Raw genomic sequence first — 17,354 nt, 5'->3', positions numbered from 1 at the left:
GTGATACTCAGCGCATCTTTTGACGTTGAGGCCGATGCATCGGTCAGGCCAGGGGATTTTGGGGAGTAGTATTTCGGTAAATCTTCCAGTTTCATTTTTTGACCTGCTCTTAATGCATTATGGGGTAAATCTTCACCCCCAGACGTCCACCAGATACTGGCTGACCACGAACGATATTGATTTCATCAAACTGCTCATCGTCCATTAACACTCCCGCATGCGTCAGCGCATCCAGCGGTGCTTTCAGGATATTGTCCAGGTCGCGACGACGCTTATCCGGTGGCTCTGCAATCACCTTTATCGCCAGCCTTCCGGACAGGCTTAATTTCAGCCGCTGCTGGCGAACAATAAGCGCCACAGCCCGGCGATAACGCTTTCCCTCCTCCGAGATAAAATATGTGCTGCCACGGCGTCGCCAGTAAGTGTTCACCGTCGGCGGGTAAGGTAAAACCAAATCTATGAGCATCAGTCACCTCTTTTACCCAAGCACGCCAGTTGCAAAGGCGTGATCAAGAAAACGAAAAATTAAATCAACCTGAGAACCATGCTTTTCTTCGAACGCCAGAGGATCCGCATGAAGCTCGTTGTGATGCTCCCGACACAGCGGTAGCGTGAAAATATCGTGAGATTTTGTCCCCATTCCGCCCTGACCATGACCAATCAGGTGATGGGGATCGTCGGCTGGCTTACCACAACACGCACACGGCTGTGTCTTCACCCAGCGTTTGTATTTCTCGTTAACCCAGCGGCGACGTTTAGGTCGTTTCATGAAAGATTCCGGAGACTCAGGATCAACGGCAATGCTGACCACCGTCTTTTCCTGTGGTGGGTTCTGTTGCTGGTGGGCGTGAGGCAGCGGCGCAAGATTTTTTGTGCGCTGTTTCAGTATGCTGGTGGCGGTCTGCTCTCCCGGTACGATGTCGCTTTCACGGTACATTGAGCGGATTTTTTCCGCACGCAACCCCAGCGAACGACGTAATACCGCTTCCGGTAGCGCGTCCGCCACCTGATTGCAGACCGCCCACCAGGATAATTCAGCCAGAGATAATTCCCGCTCCTGCGTACCGCTTATTGCGTGACGGATGACGTCAATCACCCATGCTGTCAGATTTTGTTGAGCAAGCAGCTCCAGTGATTCCGATGTCTGGTCACGCAGTTGGTTGTCGCAGTGCCAGCACAACACCATTGCGCCGGTACCATAACGGTGAATGACTGTTTCAGTGTGATGGTAATCGCCATTAGGCCACTGGCAGGATGTAACATGACGTAATAGCCAGTCGGACAATGCGCCAACGCCGCCAGCAGCACGAATCACCCGTTCGTTACTAAAAAACGGCAGCAATGTTTTGTCTTCCGCCAGCGGCTGGCGAACGGCAGGAACGACTCCGGATGGCAGATTACGCATGCTTTTTGGTTCCGGTTCCACCAGCACTCGAGGATTATGAAATATCTGTATGGATTCACGGCCCGGCTTAAGGACCACCAGCCCAAGCTCAGGCACCAGAACAGGTCTAAGTAATACCCGCACGTTACCTCCAGATCCGTTGCTGGAAAGTGCGGGACGCACGTGGTGGGCGTTCGGAATAAGGCAGCCTGACAGAGATTATCCAGTGCCGATAGTCGAGACTGAGAGCTTTCTTAACCTCGAACCCGCGCCTGCGGTAAGAATGAATCAGCCATTCGGCCTGTTCTGCAGTGCATGGAGGGTGCTGGAACCATTCAGACTTGAATGCGTGAGAATACCGCCCGTGCGTGCAGGCAAGAACGGGCGAATTATCAGAATTGTAATATTTTGCGTTGCGTGCCATCGGTTTTCTCCGGTGGCACGGTGTTACTCAGCGGGAGTTCAGCCCCGCGCAAGATTGTAGATGAGTTTATTCTCCTGAAAAAGCAGAAAAGCCAGCTTTTATTCCGATCTCTTTCAATGCCTGTAATGAAGTGACAAACTCACCTTCGCGCAAGATAAATCCGTCCGTGACCCGAGCATCCACAAAATTAATTAACGCAGCCCCATTCTTTCGCAAACACATAATGCGGTAATGACTAACAAGATTTCCATTTTCAACGCACACAGCATAGAGGCCATCTTCACAAAAAATTTTACGCAGTTCTTCGATGTTCATCATCAGAATCCTTCCGGATAATTAGCTCTCCCCTTTAAGGGACCATCCCTCTTATCCCTGCGCGCTACTTAAGTATTTTTGATTCTATTCCGGCACCGTCCAGAACTTCAAACGCGTTGAAAATAAAAACAAAAACCCGCCGAAGCGGGTGAAGTGCGGGTGCGTTGAGGATGCCTGCCACATCAGAGGTGGCGAGGGATTTCTCCCCCGCCGGGTCTCTTACTCCTCAGGTTCGTAAGCTGTGAAGACAGCGACCTCCGTCTGGCCGGTTCGGATTCGTACCTCGCAGTGTCAACGCAAAGCAGAAGTGTCACCTTCGGTGCGAAACAGAGATGTCATGCTTTGGTTCAGAGAATGCGTTTGACCGCCTCGCTATATACTTCCGAGCGTTCTCTTTTCCCAACAGAAATCACGAAAACGACAACTTTCTCGTCTATAACCTGGTATACAAGGCGATAGCCTGAAGACCGGAGCTTAATCTTGTAACAATCAGGCATACCACGGAGCTTGTTTGCTTCAATCCGGGGTGACTCAAGTACTTCAACCAGCTTCTTTTTCAACTGTTCACGTACCGTCGAGCCCAGCTTTCGCCATTCCTTTAGTGCCCGCTCGTCAAAATCCAGAAAATACGCCATCAGAGTTCATCCAGCGTCACACGTACTGGCTTAGGATTACGAAGCCGTTCTTTCACTATCTCCACAAGTTCAGCATCTTCATCACTCAGGAGTGTCTGTTTGAACGGCAAGCGTTCATTGTCAGCGATATACTCGAGCATGAGACGAAGCGCTTCAGAAGGAGTTACACCCATTTTTTCAAGCGCGGCGTAAGAACGCGCTTTAAGTTCATCGTCAATACGCAGGTTAATGCTACCCATGTCTTACACCTCTTGTAATTACAAATGTCATTACAAGTATCGCACTACAACATGCTTAGGGCAAGTCACGAAGGAAGTCAGAAAGTAGTCGTAAGAACGGTGATCACTGTCCGCTTTGTGCCAGGAGCAGCCATTGCTAAGTCCATCCTGTATTGTGCAGGTCAGCTCGCTTTTAAAGAGTCCGGCCATCATCTTACTGGTACAGACACCATATACTTTGTGACGGTCAGGCTACATATGCACAACTCAACTTATTCATCTATTTTTTGCTTTAGCATGTCAGTGTTGATTTCTCGTCGGCGGGTGAGCGGTGACCTGACCTGTCGATAAAGGAACGTAGCACGTTTTATGCAACACCCGCATGCGGCAGAAAATTATTGCCGAACGTTTACCCCTGTCAACAAGCTTTACTTTCTGAGGCGCGCCAGCCCGCGAGGAAAACAATCTGAACATCAAACAATTAATGACACAAGAAATACGATTAAAGATTTTTTTGTGCATGCCGATAGTGCTTTTTTAAAAGGAGAAATCTATGTCTGTCACAATTCAGGGAAATACCTCAACCGTTATTTCAAACAACTCCGCCCCGGAAGGAACATCAGAAATAGCCAAAATCACAAGACAAATTCAGGTGCTGACTGAAAAGCTTGGGAAAATCTCATCGGAAGAGGGGATGACGACACAGCAGAAAAAAGAAATGGCTGCATTGGTACAGAAGCAAATTGAAAGCCTCAGGGCTCAACTGGAGCAGTTGTTAAGGCAGCAGGCAGAGAAAAAGAATAAAGACGCGACAGTTCAGCCTGATAAAAAAGAAGAGAAAAAAGACGATACAAATACCGCTGGCACCATTGATATTTACGTCTAAGTGACAGCCGTATTGTGGCCCTCATCGGGCCACTTTTCGCCATCAGCCTTTTCTTTAAAGACATATTATCTTTGTATCATTTCTGATAGTTAACATTATAAGATATAAGTAATGGACGCACTCCCAATTAGTCTATTTAAATCGCCACGAGTTTAACTGACAACCCATGATCAATTATGAATTGCAACTATTTCTGTAGTCACTTTTGTGGGGACAGTCCACAAAACTGCCAACTTCCGCTTCTTGCTCTTAGCGGACATTAGCATAGGCTATTTACCATAACGCCTCATTACGCGCACCGCCCAGACTGACTCAGCGCGTTTCTGGCATATCCCCGGTAAAACAAGTAACAAACCACCCGAAAATGAACACCAGAAACGCGACTTAAGAATCTACCCTATGAATGGATATGCACTCAACCGAATCGATCTTGGTTTCAATCTATTTTATCGGGATCAGGCTTCTTTTTAGGTAACTTCGGGGGCTTAACTTGCTGATGACTTTGCGTTCGGCGCGTAAGCCAGGGATGGTCAGCTTTAGATTTAACATAGTATTTTGAGCGTAAATCAATACGGGCATTATCCACTCGTTCATGGACACTCTTTTCATCATCCAGTGGTATAGGCTCCGGGCCATCAACATACTTTTCCCAGCCCAGCGCTTTCCCGTCATACAGAACGTTAATTTCACCGTCAAAGTTCTCACATACAGTAACAACCGAATGCCTAAGTCGATATCCCCGGCCCTCACTGCGTACCTGAAACGCACTGCTTTTGTACTGGAAAGTGAGATTTTTAGACAGAACGCGCTTCGCCTGTAGGCTGAAGATATAACCCAGTTCCTCTTCAGAATGGTGCACATCAAGATGAGCATTATCAGTAGTACGAGGCGACGTAGCGAACCGGTTGTTATAGGCTTCAATAAAGGTCGGCAACCATGCATTTGCTGTTTCAATATCACTGATATTCTGAAGCCGCATTTCTTTGACCAGCCTGTCCTGTAGTGTCTGATTGGCGCGCTCTACCCGCCCTTTTGCCTGCGGGCTGTTGGCATGGATTGGCTCGATGCCCAGTGTCTTTATCGCACGAGTGAACTGGGTCAGCTCACCTTCCCGCTCTGGGTTATTTACCCTGAATATACTGTGTCTATCAGAGTAGAGAGCGAGCGGTACGCCATGATCATTAAGGTAACCCCGGAGGGTTTCCATGTAAGCCCGGGTTGTTTCAGCAGGCACAAAACGCAACGCCATCAACGCACTGGTGGCATCATCAATGAAAACGATCAGTGTACATCTGGGGCCTCGATTTTCAAACCAGTCATGAGGTGAGCCATCAATCTGGATCAGTTCACCGTAAGATGGTCGTCGCATGCGGCGTTGATATATACGGGCAATTTTACGACGGCGTTCACGCCATAACCCCTCTTCTATCATCCACTTTCTGAGAGTTTCAACGGATAAAGATAAACCGTGTATCTCGCGCAATTTTTCGCACGCAAACGTAGGTCCAAAATCAGCGTAACGGCCTTTGAGGAGTGAAATTACTGTTGCTCTGAATTCAGTAGAAAAGGAATTATTAGGACGCTTTCCACGTCGGTGGGAAACCAGACCAGAAGGCCCTTCATTTCTATACCGTTGCACCAGACGTTTAACCTGCCGAATAGAAATGCCAATGCGTGCCGCAGCTTGTTCCTGAGTAATATGTCGATTAATTGACTCCTGAATAATCTGAAGTCGGTGGAGTTCCTTATGACTCATCGTAACAGTCTCTTTGATCATGAAAAATCCCCCAGAGAATTGTCTGGGGACATTTTAGAATGGTTCAAAGGGGACATTACAGCTTGGTGTTAACAATAGCCTGCTTCTCCTTGCCTTCCGGCACTCGCGACAGATTATGTTTAGACGACTGTCGTAGCGACGTATTTCTCCGTCAGGTAATGACCAGATAAGGTCCGGATCAACCACAGCAGGTTTCTTCACCTTTGCCCTCGAGAGTTTTTTGCGGGCGTTTTGCCAGTCCTTACGCGCCTGTTCAGACGGGAATAACCCGTAACCAGAGCTGTATACATCGCCACTGGCAACCAGCTCTCTGGCCAGAACGCTCATCAGATATCTTGTTGCCCCAGTTTTAGCTTCCAGTTGTCGTAACGTCTCGCGCCCACTCTGGCGTACGAGTTCCACCACCTGCCCTTTAATTTTTTCCCGCTCTTCTTGTGTAAAAACTTTTGCCACAAGTCCTCCTGAACATTACTTTATACCCTAAAATCAACACTTATCCCCTGAAACCAGGCGGAATTTCTGTATCCGGTTCAGAAATATGATTCACACAACGCTTTACAGGTGAACGTCCCAGGCGGATGACCAGTTCGTCCCATTTTTCGCGGAGTTTTGACGGGCTCATGATGTTTTTTACCCAGAATTGATCTCGCTGTACCCGACCAAACATTTCGCAAATTTGTCTGTGGCTTCTGCCATCCAGCATCCGCATTGTGCGCACGTCATTGGCCCAGGCTGTCCAGTTAGGCTCTTTTGGTCGCATGATCTCTCCATCGTCGCTGGCAGCCTGTTCGTAAAGGTTCACGATCCGCCCCCAAATCCACTGCGCACACGCCAAATCCTCCCTGCTACCCCACTGGCGTTTTTTCGCACTAAACACAACCGCGTCGGGGTTCCGGGTTAAAAAATCCTGTTCAGCGGTCTGCGGGTCCGGTTGCGAAGCTTCCGGACGAAAAGTGTTTTTATTCTCTGTAGTAATCTCTGTTGTATTCTCTGTAAGATCATCAGGCCATTTTGACCCGATGACATTGGGTCGTTTTGAACCAATGGAGCGTTTCATTTTGACCTCTTCCATCGTGTCATTTTGACCTGATGGAGCGGCGCATTTTAAACCGATGGATTCGCTCAATTTGCCACCATCTAAAAGCTCGCTCCCGTAGTTGATCGTGTAGAAATTGGTCATATCGCGCTTTGATTTATTGAGCTTTTCACAACGCAAAAGCCCCAGCGTTTTCAGACTTGCAAACGCGCGCTTTAACGTTGACTCTGACCAGAATGGGAACTGTTCCAGCCATTGTTCCGTTGTGTTGTAAATCCAGCGAACACCATCACATTCCATGCCGGAATTGGTATCTCTCAACCAGTAATGCAACTGCTGCAACACAATGGCTTCATTTAAGCCAATCTTCATCGCAAGCTGTGTGTTTATAACCAGTGGGCGTTCAGCAAAAAGAAGGCTCATAATTCCATCCAGCTTTTTGTTGGTATTGCTGTCGATACGCAAGTTTGAAAGCAATTGCTTTTTCTATAAGTTCGTCAGTTTCACGATCCACTACGGCAGGATCAGCAAAAAGCAGTCCGGACTCCACCACATCGCCATATTCTTTGTTTAACCCGGCGATCATGTACGTGATGCTTTTTCCGTCACTAATTTCACGATACAACCTGAAATCATTAATCCGAATAGCCTCCATAATTGCAGGCACTAGCGCCGTGAACTTTTCACGCTTATCCCTGGTGTCGATAGCCTTCCAGCGTTCGAATATCTTCACTCGATTAACGCCAAGTGCTCGCTGATCAACCGCGCCACCTTCATCTGTGACACGCTGAACATCGATGTTCGGGCGCTCTTTCAAAGCCCAGAATGCTTCAGTGATTAATATCGTCGCCTGCTCCTGTGTCATTCCTGGTCGACATATCCAGGCATCCAGAGCCTCACGAGCCTGTTCAGGAGTGATTTTCATTGTTCAACCGCCCCGCCCGCTTCGTCTTACGATATTCGTCATAAACCTTGGGATCATACAGAAGCTCGCCGCCAGATGCCTCCTGTAGACGCATCGCGCGACCTTCAGGAACCAGCTCTTGCCATTGAGAAACAGCAGATGGGTCAACGCCAGCAGCTTTCGCTACTTTGGCTTTCGTACCGTAAAAATTAATTACGTCTGATTTAAACATCGCACCTCCAATATTGAGTTTTCTCAATGCTAATCACTCAAGGAATCTCAAGTCAAGGGTTATTAAGATATCTAAATATGAACGAGAAAACTTTAGGTCAACGCATTAGAGAAAGACGTAAGCAGGTAGGCTTAAGTCAAAACGGTTTAAGCAAAGCTGCTGGCGTATCTGGCTCATCAATTTCATTATGGGAAAGTGACCATACAGCCCCGCGCGGGCAAAATTTGCATCGCCTCGCCGAGGTATTGCAATGTTCACCAACTTGGATACTGTTTGGCGACGAGGACAAAACACCAGCTCCCCCTGTTTCACTCGATAGTGCCTTAGACTTATCGGAAGATGAGTTAGAGATGCTGCGTTTGTATCGCGCACTTCCTAAATCAGAGCAACAAGCACAACTCAGCGAACTCCGCGCCCGCGTTGAGAATTTTAATCGCCTGTTCACCGAGCTATTAGAGGCTCGCAAACGCAACAAGCATCAATAATCATCCCTTCACAAAATTTTAAAGCCTTACATTTCAATGTATTGGCTTTATCTTGCGCCAACACTTGAGTTTTCTCATCAAAAACCTTGACGAAAAATAATGAGAAAACTAAATTATCTCCATCAAGACACCGCACGGTGTTCTCAGCAAACAGTTCCGCTACCCCGGCGTTAAGGGGAAATGAGGTCAGCATGGATACTATCGATCTTGGCAACAGCGAATCTCTGGTATGTGGCGTGTTCCCCAACCAGGACGGCACGTTCACCGCGATGACGTATACCAAAAGCAAAACGTTTAAAACCGAAAATGGTGCCCGTCGCTGGCTGGAAAGAAACTCAGGTGAGTGATATGGATTTCGACACAATCATGGAAAAGGCTTACGAAGAATACTTCGAAGGCCTTGCCGAAGGCGAAGAAGCTCTCAGCTTCAGTGAGTTTAAACAGGCACTCAGAATAAGAATGTGCTCTCACAATGACGCGGAGCACAAATATGAGAAGCAAAATCAGACCGCAGAAAATTTTGTTCTGGAACCCGGAGAAACGCTTTTCAAAATTCCCCGTTACGTGCCCCATTTGCGGTTTTACATCAGAAGAACTTGACGACTCCTGTAACAATCAGGAAACAACCAAGTATGTCGAAGATGATACCGAGTGCGCACGAAGAACGATTATATCCACGAGTCCAAACTCCAGGACCAATAAATCTCACTATGAGAGGGTGATTAATCCACTCCCCCAAACCAATAAAAAAGATGCCGGAGGACAAAAAACCCAATGGAACAACGGGATATCTGTCAAAAAAAGACGTTCCATTAAAGACAAACAACGCAGCGCCAACAACTGTAAGAGCTTTATACCAGTAATCAATTTTCATGTTCTTAAGCGGATTTATTGGTGGTTGCGACATTGCTTAATGAATCCTTAAAACTGTGGTGATTTTAAGGATACCACCTCGCCTGACGTGGTTAAAAGCAGGCACACAACACGAAAGCGCACGGCGAAGTTCGTCTCACTGTACGGTGTCGTTAAATTTAATTCGACCGTGCGCTTCCGGTTGTGGCAACCCGCAAAATGGCGCGGCGGTAAGTATGGCGGGGTTATTCCTTCCCCGTTGAGGACACCGGGTTGTCAGGTTGACCATACGCTTAAGTGACAACCCCGCTGCAACGCCCTCTGTTATCAATTTTCTGGTGACGTTTGGCGGTATCAGTTTTACTCCGTGACTGCTCTGCCGCCCTTTTTAAAGTGAATTTTGTGATGCGGTGAATACGGCTAAGCGCACGCGGAACAGTTAAAACCAAAAACAGTGTTATGGGTGGATTCTCTGTATCCGACGTTAATTGTTAACTGGTTAACGTCACCTGGAGGCACCAGGCACTGCATCACAAAATTCATTGTTGAGGACGCGATAATGAAAACGTTATTACCAAACGTTAATACGTCTGAAGGTTGTTTTGAAATTGGTGTCACTATCAGTAATCCTGTATTTACTGAAGATGCCATTAACAAGAGAAAACAAGAACGGGAGCTATTAAATAAAATATGCATTGTTTCAATGCTGGCTCGTTTACGTCTGATGCCAAAAGGATGTGCACAATGAATTCAGCATTTGCGCTTGTTCTGACAGTTTTTCTTGTTTCCGGAGTGCCAGTTGATATTGCAGTCAGTGTTCACAGGACAATGCAGGAGTGTATGACTGCAGCAACCGAACAGAAAATTCCCGGTAACTGTTACCCGGTCGATAAAGTTATTCACCAGGATAATATCGAAATCCCGGCAGGCCTTTAAAACAGTTCCGTAATAAATATCCGGTTTCATTCTTATATGCCAGCAATGGCAGGGATTTGTTCATCCTTAAATCTGTCATGAGGTTAAAACAAAATGAGTAAAGTCTTTATTTGCGCCGCCATTCCGGGCGAACAGGCAATAAAGGAAGAAGGTGCCGTCGCTGTAGCCACTGCCATTGAAGCCGGTGATGAACGTCGCGCCCGCGCAAAATTTCACTGGCAATTCCTGGAACATTATCCGGCTGCTCAGGACTGCGCTTATAAATTTATTGTCTGCGAGGATAAACCTGGCATACCCCGCCCTGCCCTCGATTCATGGGATGCTGAATATATGCAGGAAAACCGCTGGGATGAGGAGTCTGCTTCTTTTGTCCCGGTTGAGACTGAATCCGATCCGATGAACGTCACTTTTGACAAGCTGGCCCCTGAAGTACAGAACGCTGTCATGGTTAAGTTCGACACATGTGAAAACATCACCGTTGATATGGTTATTAGCGCACAGGAATTGTTGCAGGAAGACATGGCAACATTCGACGGACATATCGTTGAAGCGTTGATGAAAATGCCAGAAGTTAACGCCATGTATCCGGAGCTTAAGTTGCACGCCATTGGGTGGGTTAAGCATAAATGTATTCCTGGTGCTAAATGGCCCGAAATTCAGGCAGAGATGCGCATCTGGAAAAAACGTCGCGAAGGTGAACGCAAGGAAACCGGAAAATACACGTCTGTTGTTGATCTCGCCCGCGCCAGAGCCAATCAACAGTACACTGAAAATTCAACAGGAAAAATCAGCCCGGTCATTGCTGCCATCCATCGCGAATACAAGCAGACATGGAAAACACTGGATGACGAACTGGCCTACGCTCTCTGGCCTGGTGATGTGGATGCCGGAAACATTGATGGCAGCATCCATCGCTGGGCAAAAAATGAAGTTATCGACAACGACCGCGAAGACTGGAAGCGTATCTCGGCATCAATGCGCAAACAGCCTGATGCCCTTCGCTACGACCGCCAAACTATTTTTGGCCTTGTCCGTGAGCGTCCGATCGACATTCACAAAGATCCCATAGCACTGAACAAATATATCTGCGAATACCTGACGACAAAGGGCGTGTTTGAGAATGAAGAAACAGACCTGGGCACTGTTGATGTTCTCCAGTCATCAGAAACACAAACTGATGCAGTGGAAACTGAGGTATCTGATATCCCAAAAAATGAAACCGCGCCGGAAGCTGAACCATCTGTAGAGCGTGAGGGGCCGTTCTATTTCCTCTTCGCAGATAAGGACGGAGAAAAATACGGTCGCGCAAACAAACTTTCTGGTCTGGATAAGGCACTGGCTGCTGGCGCCACTGAAATCACAAAAGAAGAATATTTTGCCCGAAAAAATGGCACATACACGGGCTTACCGCAAAATGTAGATACCGCTGAAGATTCAGAACAACCAGAGCCGATAAAAGTTACCGCTGACGAAGTAAACAAAATTATGCAGGCAGCCAATATCAGCCAGCCTGACGCCGATAAGTTGCTTGCTGCATCACTTGGTGAATTTGTTGAAGGGATTAGTGACCCGAATGATCCGAAATGGGTTAAGGGGATCCAGACCCGCGATTCTGTGAACCAGAACCAGCATGAATCGGAACGGAACTACCAAAAAGCGGAACAAAACAGCCCAAATTCGTTACAAAACGAGCCAGAAACGAAACAGCCTGAGCCAGTGGCGCATCAGGAAGTGGAAAAAGTCTGCACCGCCTGCGGTCAGACCGGCGGTGGCAACTGCCCTGATTGTGGCGCGGTGATGGGCGACGCAACATACCAAGAAACATTCGATGAAGAGTATCAGGTTGAAGTTCAGGAAGATGATCCGGAGAAAATGGAAGGCGCTGAACATCCACACAAGGAGAATGCTGGCGGCAATCAGCATCACGATAGCGATAATGAAACTGGCGAGACGGCAGATCACTCAATTAAGGTGAACGGTCATCACGAAATCACATCCACCAGCAGGACGTGTGACCATCTAATGATAGACCTTGAAACCATGGGAAAAAATCCTGATGCCCCGATCATCTCAATAGGTGCAATATTTTTCGATCCGCAAACCGGAGATATGGGACCGGAATTTAGTAAGACTATCGATCTGGAAACTGCTGGCGGAGTCATTGATCGGGACACCATTAAATGGTGGCTTAAGCAATCACGCGAAGCGCAATCTGCCATTATGACCGATGAAATCCCGTTAGATGATGCACTGTTACAATTGCGGGAATTTATCGACGAAAACTCCGGTGAATTTTTTGTTCAGGTCTGGGGAAATGGAGCCAACTTCGACAACACGATTTTGCGCCGTTCATACGAACGGCAGGGGATCCCCTGCCCGTGGCGTTACTACAACGATCGCGATGTACGCACAATCGTTGAGCTGGGGAAAGCCATAGACTTCGATGCCAGAACGGCTATTCCATTCGAAGGTGAGCGCCATAATGCACTTGATGACGCCCGTTACCAGGCAAAATACGTTTCAGTTATCTGGCAAAAACTGATCCCGAGTCAGGCTGATTCTTAATGTTCAACTGTCGCCGGTTGTGACTGGTATTCTGCAACCGGCGCTCGTCTAATGTAAGAGATAAAGAAATCGATGAGCGAAGTAATCATGATTGTCTCTCCCGGCAAATGGGTATCCGAAGAGCAGTTAATTGCGCTGAAAGGAATAAAAAAAGGTACGTTAAAAAAGGCCCGGGAAAAATCGTTTATGGAAGGAAGGGAATATAAGCATGTCGCTCATGACGGTATGCCATGGGATAACAGCCCATGCTTTTACAACCTGGAAGAAATTGATCGCTGGATTGAGCGCCAGGCATCAGCGAGACCAAGACGTCATCTTACTTGACTAAAAGCCACACTAACTAATGAGAGAAGTTGAAATGAAATATCCGACAGGCGTGGAAAACCATGGAGGGAAATTACGTATCTGGTTTGTTTAAAAAGGCGTAAGAGTCAGGGAAAATCTGGGGGTTCCTGACACAGCAAAAAACAGGCGCGTTGCAGGTGAACTACGCGCCTCTGTTTGTTACGCAATAAAAACTGGTGTTTTCGACTATGCAAAACAGTTTCCCTCCTCACGCAATCTGGAAAAATTTGGTGAGGCCCGACAAGATTTAACCATAAAAGAACTGGCTGAAAAATTTCTGGCACTGAAAGAAACTGAAGTCGCAAAAACATCACTCAACACATACCGTGCCGTCATCAAAAATATCCTGAGCATAATCGGTGAAAAAAATCTTGCCTCATCGATTAATAAAGAAAAATTACTGGAGGTTCGTAAAGAGCTACTGACTGGATACCAGATCCCCAAAAGTAACTATATTGTTACACAACCAGGGAGATCGGCTGTAACTGTAAATAATTACATGACAAATCTTAACGCCGTGTTCCAGTTTGGTGTTGATAACGGTTACTTGGCAGATAACCCGTTTAAGGGGATCTCGCCATTAAAGGAATCAAGAACCATTCCGGATCCTCTTTCGCGGGAGGAATTCATCCGTCTTATCGATGCGTGCAGAAATCAGCAAGCCAAAAATTTATGGTGTGTTTCTGTTTATACTGGCGTTCGCCCTGGTGAGCTGTGTGCACTTGGATGGGAGGACATAGATCTGAAAAATGGAACAATGATGATCAGGAGAAATTTAGCAAAAGACCGTTTCACGGTACCAAAAACACAGGCGGGAACCAATCGGGTCATTCATCTTATTAAGCCAGCAATCGACGCTCTCCGGAGTCAGATGACATTAACGAGACTGAGCAAAGAGCATATCATTGATGTTCACCTCAGAGAGTATGGCAGAACAGAAAAACAAAAATGCACCTTTGTTTTTCAACCTGAAGTGTCAGCGAGAGTAAAAAATTATGGTGACCATTTTACCGTTGACTCAATAAGGCAGATGTGGGACGCAGCGATAAAACGTGCCGGACTCCGCCATCGAAAATCATATCAGTCGAGACATACTTATGCCTGCTGGTCGCTGACAGCTGGTGCTAACCCGGCATTTATAGCAAACCAGATGGGCCATGCAGATGCGCAAATGGTATTTCAGGTATACGGAAAATGGATGTCTGAAAACAATAATGCACAGGTAGCTTTGTTAAATACACAGTTAAGCGAGTTTGCCCCAACCATGCCCCATAACGAAGCAATGAAAAATTAATTTAATATTTATCAAATAGTTAACACGTATGACTCTTGAAATCCATAAATTCAAGCGCAGTGCCCAGCCATCCCGATACTGCTGCTTTCACCAAATCCTTAGTGCTTCTTTCGTGTTTTTCTATTGTCATAATGGTTATCTCTAAAAAAGAGGTAAGATGCGTACTACTTACTCGCCGTTATTGGTATTATTCAGAAAAAGTGAGTAAGACTTTGCAGCAATGTTTTTGATCCTGTTCAAATAAACTAATGGCATCAGCAACATGCTGGAAATCAAACGTATGGGTAATTAATTTTTCTGGTTTAATTAACCCTTTACTTAACCAGTCGATAACAACCGGAAATTTATTTGCATTTAAGCGTGAAGAGAAAATAGAGAGTTCTTTTCCGGTAATTCCTTGCTGAATCACTTCAGACGGTTCACTGGAGAAGCCCATCAATACAATACGTGCCGCTGGAGAAGCCAGCGTTACGGCCTCTTTCAGGATAGAAGGATGACAAGCCGCATCGATAATTAATGTCGGCTTGATGCCTTTTTCAGCGAAAATCTCGCCAAGCGGTGTCTGGCTGTTATTAATCGCCCAGTCTGCCCCGCTCTCTTTCGCTTTTTCCAGTCGTTCATCAATGCGATCGGCAACAATCACATTTTTAACGTTATAGACGCCTTTTAATACCTGAACGATCGTCAGGCCGATTGGACCGGCACCATAAACCAGAACGGTATCATTTTCAGTCGGTTGACCATGACCGGTAACGTTAGCCGCAATGGTAAAAGGTTCGATCATCACCGCATATTGATCGGCCACTGCTTCAGGAATTTTCCACGCATTTTTTGCCGGAACCACGGCATATTCACTGAAACCACCGTCAGCGTGCACACCTAATACAGCAAGTGTCGTACAAACGTTCGGCTTACCTATAGAGCACGGATAGCAATGCCCACAGCTGACCACCGGATCGACAGCAACGCGTTCACCGACTCTGGCGCTTTCCACACCTTCACCCACCGCATCAATGACGCCAAAGAATTCATGACCAATGACGCGCGGATATTTCGCAAAAGGATTATGCCCACGGTAAATATGGCTATCTGAACCACAAATTCCGGCAAGTTTCACTTTTACTCGTACTTCACCCGCTGACGGGGTGGGTATTTCACGTTCGATAATCGACAGTTGATTCGGTTTTTCAATTAAAATGCTTTTCATTACCTTACTCCTTACCAGTTCCACAGCGTGCCATCTTCCAGACGTGCGACTGGCAGATAAGCAGGTTCATAGGGATATTTCGCCGCCAGCTTTTCATCGAATTCGATGCCAAGACCCGGTTTGTCTCCCGGATGCATATAGCCGTTATCGAAAGTCCAGTTGTGCGGGAAGACTTCGAGCATTTGTTCGGAATAACCCATGTACTCCTGGACACCGAAATTGGGGACCACAGATCAAAGTGCAGCGCCGCAGCCATGCAGACTGGTGACAAATCGGAAGGACCGTGTGAGCCAGTACGTACCTGATACAGCGAAGCAAAATCGGCAATCCGGCGCATACCGGTAATTCCGCCTGCATGGGTCAGCGTGGTGCGGATATAATCGATGAGTTGCTCTTCAATCAGTTGTTTGCAGTCCCAGATGCTGTTGAAGACTTCACCCACTGCGATGGGTGTGACGGTATGTTGGCGAATGAGACGGAAGCATTCCTGGTTTTCCGCAGGCGTCGGGTCTTCCATCCAGAACATGCGATAATCTTCAATGCTTTTACCAAAGCGCGCCGCTTCAATAGGCGTTAAGCGATGGTGCATGTCATGCAGCAAATGTTCATTAAAACCAAACTTGTTACGTACCGCGTCAAACAATTTCGGCATGAAATCGAGGTATTTCTCCGTCGACCACAGCTGCTCTTCCGGCCACTGTCCTTTGGTTGCGGGTTCATAAGCCAGACCTTTACCTTTCGACATGCCGTAGGTGGTTTTCATTCCAGGGATTCCGCACTGCACGCGGATGGCTTTGAATCCCAGCTCCTGATGACGGGCATAATCATCCAGAGCTTCATCAATACTGTGACCGGTGGTATGGCAATAAACCATCACCCCTTCACGAGACGCGCCGCCGAGTAACTGGTAAAGCGGCATGTTGGCAGCTTTGGCTTTAATATCCCACAGCGCCATATCAACCGCTGAAATGGCCGACATCGTAACCGGACCGCGACGCCAGTAAGCACCTTTATAGAAAAACTGCCAGATATCTTCGATACGGTGCGCATCGCGACCAATAAGCTGCGGACAAAGGTGATCCTGCAAATAAGAGGCCACGGAAAGCTCACGTCCATTGAGGGTGGCATCCCCAAGGCCCGTAATACCGTCCTCAGTGGTGATTTTTAATGTGACGAAATTACGCCCCGGACAGGTAACAAAAACTTCAGCCTTTACGATCTTCATGTTCGATTCCTTGCATCGCTTGTCGTGATGCATGAAATCTACGCAACTGAGCTACTACCATACAAGTATGAAGATCGAAAAAAGCCGGAGTGATCACAAAAAAAGGCGTATATTTGCGCTGTGAATGGTTGACAAAAGATGAAATAGAATACCTTTTGTCAGCTGACACTTCCTCTTATCTTATTGATAAAATGGATTTATGTTCCTACGTGCGCCCCCAGCCCGCAACAATGATCAACATGCCGCAAAGCGCAATCAACGCACCCGTCCAGTCATAAAGAGTCAGTTTCACGCCATCCACAACGCGCAGCCACATCAACGCCGTGCAGACATAAACGCCACCATAAGCCGCGTAAACACGCCCACTCGCCGCTGGATGCAACGTTAACAACCAGACAAACAGCGCCAGTGAAATCCCCGCCGGAAGCAACAGCCAGATACTGGCGTTTCGTTTTAACCACAACCAGGGCAGAAAGCATCCAATAATTTCACACAGCGCAGTAGCAAAAAATAGTAACGTTGTTTTAATCATCTTTGTCACTTATTGACATCATGTATAGTTATAGGGCGACATAATATCATCAATATAAACACCCTCCTGGTACGTTTTGCGTTCGCAGTGGATGGTGTAGAA

At 47.0% G+C, this 17,354-nt stretch carries 22 protein-coding genes and 6 pseudogenes; 10 read left to right on the top strand and 18 right to left on the bottom strand.

Annotation, left to right across the window (positions count from 1 at the left end; all coding sequences use genetic code 11):
• The 8 genes and pseudogenes from QZF50_RS11580 to relB form a co-directional block, all read right to left on the bottom strand.
• A pseudogene (locus QZF50_RS11580) lies at positions 1-95 on the bottom strand (antitermination protein); the annotation flags it as partial.
• A gap of 14 nt (positions 96-109) precedes the next feature.
• Positions 110-466 (bottom strand): RusA family crossover junction endodeoxyribonuclease, encoded by a 357-nt coding sequence (locus QZF50_RS11575; protein WP_000904111.1) that lies wholly within the window; start codon positions 464-466, stop codon positions 110-112.
• A 12-nt stretch (positions 467-478) separates the two neighbouring features.
• A complete protein-coding gene (locus QZF50_RS11570) occupies positions 479-1,528 on the bottom strand; it encodes a DUF968 domain-containing protein (protein ID WP_053292618.1) in 1,050 nt (349 codons plus the stop codon).
• A 1-nt stretch (position 1,529) separates the two neighbouring features.
• Positions 1,530-1,808 carry a hypothetical protein gene (locus tag QZF50_RS11565; protein WP_012304870.1) on the bottom strand — a complete coding sequence of 93 codons (279 nt, stop codon included), beginning with the start codon at positions 1,806-1,808 and terminating at the stop codon, positions 1,530-1,532.
• Positions 1,809-1,874: 66 nt separating this feature from the next.
• A complete protein-coding gene (gene rem, locus QZF50_RS11560; RefSeq protein WP_000980994.1) occupies positions 1,875-2,126 on the bottom strand; it encodes a protein Rem in 252 nt (83 codons plus the stop codon).
• A 216-nt stretch (positions 2,127-2,342) separates the two neighbouring features.
• A pseudogene (gene hokD, locus QZF50_RS11555) lies at positions 2,343-2,411 on the bottom strand (type I toxin-antitoxin system toxin HokD); the annotation flags it as partial.
• A gap of 59 nt (positions 2,412-2,470) precedes the next feature.
• The gene (gene relE, locus QZF50_RS11550; RefSeq protein ID WP_000323025.1) at positions 2,471-2,758 is read right to left on the bottom strand and encodes a type II toxin-antitoxin system mRNA interferase RelE; all 288 of its coding nucleotides are present in this window, start codon (positions 2,756-2,758) and stop codon (positions 2,471-2,473) included.
• Positions 2,758-2,997 (bottom strand): type II toxin-antitoxin system antitoxin RelB, encoded by a 240-nt coding sequence (gene relB / locus QZF50_RS11545; protein ID WP_000534858.1) that lies wholly within the window; start codon positions 2,995-2,997, stop codon positions 2,758-2,760. Before relB ends, relE begins: the two co-directional genes overlap by 1 nt.
• Positions 2,998-3,021: 24 nt before the next feature.
• Between relB and ydfV the strand changes: the two genes are divergently transcribed.
• Positions 3,022-3,327, top strand: coding sequence for a protein YdfV (ydfV, locus tag QZF50_RS11540; protein WP_290388876.1), 306 nt, complete (start codon positions 3,022-3,024; stop codon positions 3,325-3,327).
• Between the two features lie 202 nt (positions 3,328-3,529).
• Positions 3,530-3,862, top strand: coding sequence for a FlxA-like family protein (locus QZF50_RS11535; protein WP_001317460.1), 333 nt, complete (start codon positions 3,530-3,532; stop codon positions 3,860-3,862).
• A gap of 436 nt (positions 3,863-4,298) precedes the next feature.
• Here QZF50_RS11535 and QZF50_RS11530 read toward each other — a convergent pair whose 3' ends face one another.
• The 6 genes and pseudogenes from QZF50_RS11530 to QZF50_RS11505 form a co-directional block, all read right to left on the bottom strand.
• Positions 4,299-4,448, bottom strand: coding sequence for a protein YdfW (locus QZF50_RS11530; protein WP_180302674.1), 150 nt, complete (start codon positions 4,446-4,448; stop codon positions 4,299-4,301).
• 72 nt (positions 4,449-4,520) lie between these two features.
• Positions 4,521-5,618, bottom strand: a pseudogene (locus QZF50_RS11525) (IS1202-like element ISEsa1 family transposase); the annotation flags it as partial.
• Between the two features lie 54 nt (positions 5,619-5,672).
• Positions 5,673-6,092 (bottom strand): DUF977 family protein, encoded by a 420-nt coding sequence (locus tag QZF50_RS11520; protein ID WP_001151195.1) that lies wholly within the window; start codon positions 6,090-6,092, stop codon positions 5,673-5,675.
• A 40-nt stretch (positions 6,093-6,132) separates the two neighbouring features.
• Positions 6,133-7,098 carry a hypothetical protein gene (locus QZF50_RS11515; RefSeq protein WP_000054504.1) on the bottom strand — a complete coding sequence of 322 codons (966 nt, stop codon included), beginning with the start codon at positions 7,096-7,098 and terminating at the stop codon, positions 6,133-6,135.
• On the bottom strand, positions 7,079-7,600 hold the full coding sequence (locus tag QZF50_RS11510) for a toxin YdaT family protein (protein WP_000705349.1): 522 nt from the start codon (positions 7,598-7,600) through the stop codon (positions 7,079-7,081). The genes QZF50_RS11515 and QZF50_RS11510 overlap by 20 nt, the downstream gene beginning before the upstream one ends.
• Positions 7,584-7,811 (bottom strand): Cro/CI family transcriptional regulator, encoded by a 228-nt coding sequence (locus QZF50_RS11505; protein WP_000476993.1) that lies wholly within the window; start codon positions 7,809-7,811, stop codon positions 7,584-7,586. The genes QZF50_RS11510 and QZF50_RS11505 overlap by 17 nt, the downstream gene beginning before the upstream one ends.
• Positions 7,812-7,888: 77 nt before the next feature.
• Here QZF50_RS11505 and QZF50_RS11500 point away from each other — a divergent pair, with 77 nt between their 5' ends.
• The 3 genes and pseudogenes from QZF50_RS11500 to ydfB all read left to right on the top strand — a co-directional run.
• The gene (locus QZF50_RS11500) at positions 7,889-8,296 is read left to right on the top strand and encodes a helix-turn-helix domain-containing protein (protein WP_001003381.1); all 408 of its coding nucleotides are present in this window, start codon (positions 7,889-7,891) and stop codon (positions 8,294-8,296) included.
• A 191-nt stretch (positions 8,297-8,487) separates the two neighbouring features.
• Positions 8,488-8,643 (top strand): DUF1391 family protein, encoded by a 156-nt coding sequence (locus QZF50_RS11495; protein ID WP_000379589.1) that lies wholly within the window; start codon positions 8,488-8,490, stop codon positions 8,641-8,643.
• 1 nt (position 8,644) lies between these two features.
• Positions 8,645-8,746, top strand: a pseudogene (gene ydfB, locus QZF50_RS11490) (protein YdfB); the annotation flags it as partial.
• Between the two features lie 136 nt (positions 8,747-8,882).
• Here ydfB and QZF50_RS11485 read toward each other — a convergent pair.
• Entirely contained in the window at positions 8,883-9,203 is a 321-nt protein-coding gene (locus QZF50_RS11485; RefSeq protein ID WP_122986851.1) for a hypothetical protein, read from the bottom strand.
• 504 nt (positions 9,204-9,707) lie between these two features.
• Here QZF50_RS11485 and dicB point away from each other — a divergent pair.
• The 5 genes and pseudogenes from dicB to QZF50_RS11460 all read left to right on the top strand — a co-directional run bounded on the left by dicB (position 9,708) and on the right by QZF50_RS11460 (position 14,288).
• Positions 9,708-9,896, top strand: coding sequence for a cell division inhibition protein DicB (dicB, locus tag QZF50_RS11480; protein WP_000854559.1), 189 nt, complete (start codon positions 9,708-9,710; stop codon positions 9,894-9,896).
• Positions 9,893-10,084, top strand: a complete 192-nt coding sequence (ydfD, locus tag QZF50_RS11475; RefSeq protein ID WP_001083280.1) for a lysis protein YdfD — start codon at positions 9,893-9,895, stop codon at positions 10,082-10,084. The genes dicB and ydfD overlap by 4 nt, the downstream gene beginning before the upstream one ends.
• A 93-nt stretch (positions 10,085-10,177) precedes the next feature.
• Entirely contained in the window at positions 10,178-12,649 is a 2,472-nt protein-coding gene (locus QZF50_RS11470) for an exonuclease (protein ID WP_061892365.1), read from the top strand.
• Positions 12,650-12,721: 72 nt separating this feature from the next.
• Positions 12,722-12,973, top strand: coding sequence for an excisionase family protein (locus tag QZF50_RS11465; protein WP_000005552.1), 252 nt, complete (start codon positions 12,722-12,724; stop codon positions 12,971-12,973).
• Positions 12,974-13,007: 34 nt separating this feature from the next.
• Positions 13,008-14,288: pseudogene (locus QZF50_RS11460) on the top strand (site-specific integrase).
• 187 nt (positions 14,289-14,475) lie between these two features.
• Here the strand turns inward: QZF50_RS11460 and QZF50_RS11455 are convergent.
• From QZF50_RS11455 to QZF50_RS11445, 3 genes and pseudogenes are all read right to left on the bottom strand, one after another.
• The gene (locus tag QZF50_RS11455; RefSeq protein WP_000836079.1) at positions 14,476-15,495 is read right to left on the bottom strand and encodes a Zn-dependent oxidoreductase; all 1,020 of its coding nucleotides are present in this window, start codon (positions 15,493-15,495) and stop codon (positions 14,476-14,478) included.
• 11 nt (positions 15,496-15,506) lie between these two features.
• Positions 15,507-16,720 (bottom strand): annotated as a pseudogene (rspA, locus tag QZF50_RS11450) (starvation-sensing protein RspA).
• A 205-nt stretch (positions 16,721-16,925) separates the two neighbouring features.
• Positions 16,926-17,252 (bottom strand): YnfA family protein, encoded by a 327-nt coding sequence (locus tag QZF50_RS11445; RefSeq protein WP_000598292.1) that lies wholly within the window; start codon positions 17,250-17,252, stop codon positions 16,926-16,928.
• Positions 17,253-17,354 lie beyond the last annotated feature (102 nt).

The sequence above is a fragment of the uncultured Escherichia sp. genome (assembly GCF_948475835.1).
Classification (GTDB): domain Bacteria; phylum Pseudomonadota; class Gammaproteobacteria; order Enterobacterales; family Enterobacteriaceae; genus ECMA0423.
The sequence above is the reverse complement of the archived record's forward strand: the minus strand, read 5'-3'. Positions and strand labels throughout refer to the sequence as shown.

What these genes read in the sequence shown, in the direction of transcription:
- ydfV (WP_290388876.1), top strand. Translation starts at nt 3,022, where the DNA reads ATGTCATTACAAGTATCGCACTACAACATGCTTAGGGCAAGTCACGAA.
- QZF50_RS11470 (WP_061892365.1), top strand. Translation starts at nt 10,178, where the DNA reads ATGAGTAAAGTCTTTATTTGCGCCGCCATTCCGGGCGAACAGGCAATA.
- dicB (WP_000854559.1), top strand. Translation starts at nt 9,708, where the DNA reads ATGAAAACGTTATTACCAAACGTTAATACGTCTGAAGGTTGTTTTGAA.
- ydfD (WP_001083280.1), top strand. Translation starts at nt 9,893, where the DNA reads ATGAATTCAGCATTTGCGCTTGTTCTGACAGTTTTTCTTGTTTCCGGA.
- QZF50_RS11500 (WP_001003381.1), top strand. Translation starts at nt 7,889, where the DNA reads ATGAACGAGAAAACTTTAGGTCAACGCATTAGAGAAAGACGTAAGCAG.
- QZF50_RS11445 (WP_000598292.1), bottom strand. Translation starts at nt 17,252, where the DNA reads ATGATTAAAACAACGTTACTATTTTTTGCTACTGCGCTGTGTGAAATT.
- relB (WP_000534858.1), bottom strand. Translation starts at nt 2,997, where the DNA reads ATGGGTAGCATTAACCTGCGTATTGACGATGAACTTAAAGCGCGTTCT.
- relE (WP_000323025.1), bottom strand. Translation starts at nt 2,758, where the DNA reads ATGGCGTATTTTCTGGATTTTGACGAGCGGGCACTAAAGGAATGGCGA.
- QZF50_RS11575 (WP_000904111.1), bottom strand. Translation starts at nt 466, where the DNA reads ATGCTCATAGATTTGGTTTTACCTTACCCGCCGACGGTGAACACTTAC.
- QZF50_RS11510 (WP_000705349.1), bottom strand. Translation starts at nt 7,600, where the DNA reads ATGAAAATCACTCCTGAACAGGCTCGTGAGGCTCTGGATGCCTGGATA.
- rem (WP_000980994.1), bottom strand. Translation starts at nt 2,126, where the DNA reads ATGATGAACATCGAAGAACTGCGTAAAATTTTTTGTGAAGATGGCCTC.
- QZF50_RS11565 (WP_012304870.1), bottom strand. Translation starts at nt 1,808, where the DNA reads ATGGCACGCAACGCAAAATATTACAATTCTGATAATTCGCCCGTTCTT.
- QZF50_RS11505 (WP_000476993.1), bottom strand. Translation starts at nt 7,811, where the DNA reads ATGTTTAAATCAGACGTAATTAATTTTTACGGTACGAAAGCCAAAGTA.
- QZF50_RS11455 (WP_000836079.1), bottom strand. Translation starts at nt 15,495, where the DNA reads ATGAAAAGCATTTTAATTGAAAAACCGAATCAACTGTCGATTATCGAA.
- QZF50_RS11515 (WP_000054504.1), bottom strand. Translation starts at nt 7,098, where the DNA reads ATGAGCCTTCTTTTTGCTGAACGCCCACTGGTTATAAACACACAGCTT.
- QZF50_RS11485 (WP_122986851.1), bottom strand. Translation starts at nt 9,203, where the DNA reads ATGTCGCAACCACCAATAAATCCGCTTAAGAACATGAAAATTGATTAC.
- QZF50_RS11535 (WP_001317460.1), top strand. Translation starts at nt 3,530, where the DNA reads ATGTCTGTCACAATTCAGGGAAATACCTCAACCGTTATTTCAAACAAC.
- QZF50_RS11495 (WP_000379589.1), top strand. Translation starts at nt 8,488, where the DNA reads ATGGATACTATCGATCTTGGCAACAGCGAATCTCTGGTATGTGGCGTG.
- QZF50_RS11465 (WP_000005552.1), top strand. Translation starts at nt 12,722, where the DNA reads ATGAGCGAAGTAATCATGATTGTCTCTCCCGGCAAATGGGTATCCGAA.